The sequence below is a fragment of the Streptomyces sp. PU-14G genome, assembly GCF_041028275.1.
Lineage (GTDB): Bacteria > Actinomycetota > Actinomycetes > Streptomycetales > Streptomycetaceae > Streptomyces.
The window spans coordinates 1-2,650 of the sequence record NZ_JASKYT010000588.1 but is presented as its reverse complement, the minus strand read 5'-3'; the positions used below and the strand labels follow the sequence as shown (position 1 = coordinate 2,650).

Annotated in this window: 3 protein-coding genes; all 3 read left to right on the top strand. The window is 75.6% G+C overall.

Translation table 11 applies throughout. The features are described 5' to 3' along the window. Positions 1-268 precede the first annotated feature (268 nt). The 3 genes from AB8Z75_RS33690 to AB8Z75_RS33680 all read left to right on the top strand — a co-directional run bounded on the left by AB8Z75_RS33690 (position 269) and on the right by AB8Z75_RS33680 (position 2,460). Positions 269-874, top strand: a complete 606-nt coding sequence (locus AB8Z75_RS33690) for a phosphotransferase family protein (protein WP_369208754.1) — start codon at positions 269-271, stop codon at positions 872-874. A gap of 98 nt (positions 875-972) precedes the next feature. Continuing rightward, a complete protein-coding gene (locus tag AB8Z75_RS33685; RefSeq protein WP_369208752.1) occupies positions 973-1,773 on the top strand; it encodes an HAD family hydrolase in 801 nt (266 codons plus the stop codon). 267 nt (positions 1,774-2,040) lie between these two features. After that, complete coding sequence (locus AB8Z75_RS33680) at positions 2,041-2,460, top strand: ankyrin repeat domain-containing protein (protein WP_369208750.1); 420 nt, start codon at positions 2,041-2,043, stop codon at positions 2,458-2,460. The last annotated feature ends 190 nt before the right edge of the window (positions 2,461-2,650 follow it).

Sequence of the window (2,650 nt, the reverse complement as noted above, 5' to 3'; positions counted from 1 at the left end):
GGCTTCCTGCGGAGCATGCTCGCCTTCACCCGCGCCCAGGCCCCCCCCCCCCCCCCCCCCCCCCCCCCCCCCCCCCCCCCCCCCCCCCCCCCCCCCCCCCCCCCCCCCCCCCCCCCCCCCCCCCCCCCCCCCCCCCCCCCCCCCCCCCCCCCCCCCCCCCCCCCCCCCCCCCCCCCCCCCCCCCCCCCCCCCCCCCCCCCCCCCCCCCCCCCCCCCCCCCCCCCGCCCCCCACGGCACGACCGCGACAGCGCGGGCTTCCTGCGGAGCATGCTCGCCTTCACCCGCGCCCAGGCCCACCACGCCCAGCTCCCCCGCTACGGCGCGCTCTTCGCACGACTCGGCGTACCGCACGACGCGTTGGGGCCGCACTCCCGGCCCGCACGGGCTGCCGCACAACTGGCCGAGCGGCCCTTCTGCCTCCTCCACGGCGACCTGCACCGCGCCAACTTCGTCGTCGATGCCGCCGGACACCTGTGGACCATCGACTGGGAACTCGCCGGCATCGGCGACCCCCTCTACGACCTGGCGACACACCTGTACCTGATGGACTACCCCGCCGCACAGCACACCGAGGTCGTGGCCGACTGGCGCCGCACCGTCGGCACGCTGCTCCCCGGAGCCGACCACCGACTGGACGAGGACCTGCCCCGCTACCTCGACTACAAGCGCGCCCAGTCCGTCTTCACCGACGCGGTACGGCAGGCCGTCGCGGTCGGTGACGCGGTCGGCACCCCGCACCTCGCCGCCCGCCTCAGCCACGCGGCCAAACTCCTCCACGACGTCCTGACCCGGGCGGCCGACGCCCTGGACCTCAGCGACGTACCCGACGCCGGAACCATCGAGACCGCCTACGCCGACTTGTGCACATCCTGACCGAACCCACACCGCGCACGCCGGTCCCCCCTCACGCGTCCGCCTGCAACAATCGCTGCCCCACCCGCGGGGCCCGGCGACGACAGGGACGGTCAGCGATGCAGGAACTCACCTCCGCCCAGTGCGTGATATTCGACTTCGACGGCCCCCTGTGCCGCCTCTTCGCCCACCGCACGGCCCCCGCCATCGCCGGGCGCCTGCGCCAGGGCTACGGGTCCGCCCTGCCGAGGGAGGCGGCCTCCGAGACCTCGGACCCGCTACGCCTGCTCGCCCTCGCGTTCGGCATCCCGACGCCGCCGGCGACGACGGGACTGGGACCGGCACCGGCACCGGCACCGGCACCGGCACCGGCTCCGGGAGAGACGCCGGTCGTGGGGGCGGGGGCGACACCGGTGGAGCCACGCCGCGTACCGGGCGAGACGGCCCGCGCGATGGAACGCGCACTGACCGAGGAAGAGATCGCCGCCGCAGCGGGCGCCTTCCCCACCCCGTACGCGGACACCCTCGTACGCACCCTCTGCGCGACGGGACGCACCGTGGCCGCTGCCACCGACAACTCCGCGGCAGCCGCAGAGCGTTACCTCGCCGGGCGCGGTCTGCTCGACCTGTTCGCAGGCCGCATCTGCGGGCGGACCTGCGGCCAGGACGGCCCCCGGCTCAAACCCGACCCCGACTGCGTGGAACGCGCCCTGCACGCCGCCGGTGCCGCCCCCGCCGACGCGGTGATGATCGGCGACTCCGCCCGCGACGTGCTGGCCGCCCGTGCGGCCGGGGTCGCCTTCATCGGATACGCCCGCAACGAACGCAAGGAGCGGGAGCTGAGGAACGGCGGAGCCGAGACGATCACCGCCTCACTGCGCAACGTGCTCCTCACCGTCGATCCCCTGGCACACGTGTGAACCACCGTCCCACCGCGGCATGAACGAACCGCCGACACGTCCACCTGTGCGCCGGTACCGGTGCGGGTGCCGGTGCGGGTGCCGGTGCCGGTGCCCACAACCGTGCCTGCGCCCGGGTCGGTGCCGGTGCGCGTGCGCGTGCCGGTGTCCGTGCCGGTGTCCGTGCCGGTCCTGAGCCCGGTCCTGCGCCGGTGCCACGCGTCCGGCCGGGGAAACAGAGCGGGACCAAAACGGCCCGTGCCCCGCCACCGTCCGTACGCTGGCACCATGACCGACGCACCCACCCCCGAGAGCGACGAGCCCGCACACGACCCCGAGGTCCTGGAGCTGGCCCAGAAGGTGTTCGACCTGTCCCGGCACGGCGACACCGACACCGTCGCCGCCTACGTCAACGCGGGCGTACCGGCGAACCTGACCAACGACAAGGGCGACTCCCTCCTCATGCTGGCCGCCTACCACGGCCACCCCGACACGGTCCGCGCCCTTCTCTCCCACGGCGCCGACCCCAACCGCGCCAACGACCGGGGCCAGACCCCCCTCGCCGGTGCGGTCTTCAAGGGCGAGGACGAGGTCGTACGCGTCCTCGTCGACGCCGGTGCCGACCCACAGGCCGGGGCACCGTCCGCCATCGAGACAGCCCGCATGTTCGAGAAGCACGAGCTCCTGACCCTCTTCGGCGCGCACTGACGAACACCACACCCCTGGGCGGACGACCCGCCCAGGGGCGCCCGCCTGAACGGCTCAGCCGGGCCGCCCACGCAGGCGTTCGCGGCGCGACCCCCGCGTCCTCCGGCGAACCCGGTGGCGGGCTGGCGGAGGGCAGGCCCGTACCGGGAGTCGTCATCCGATGGGCGAAGGGCGAGGGCCGGGCTGGGGT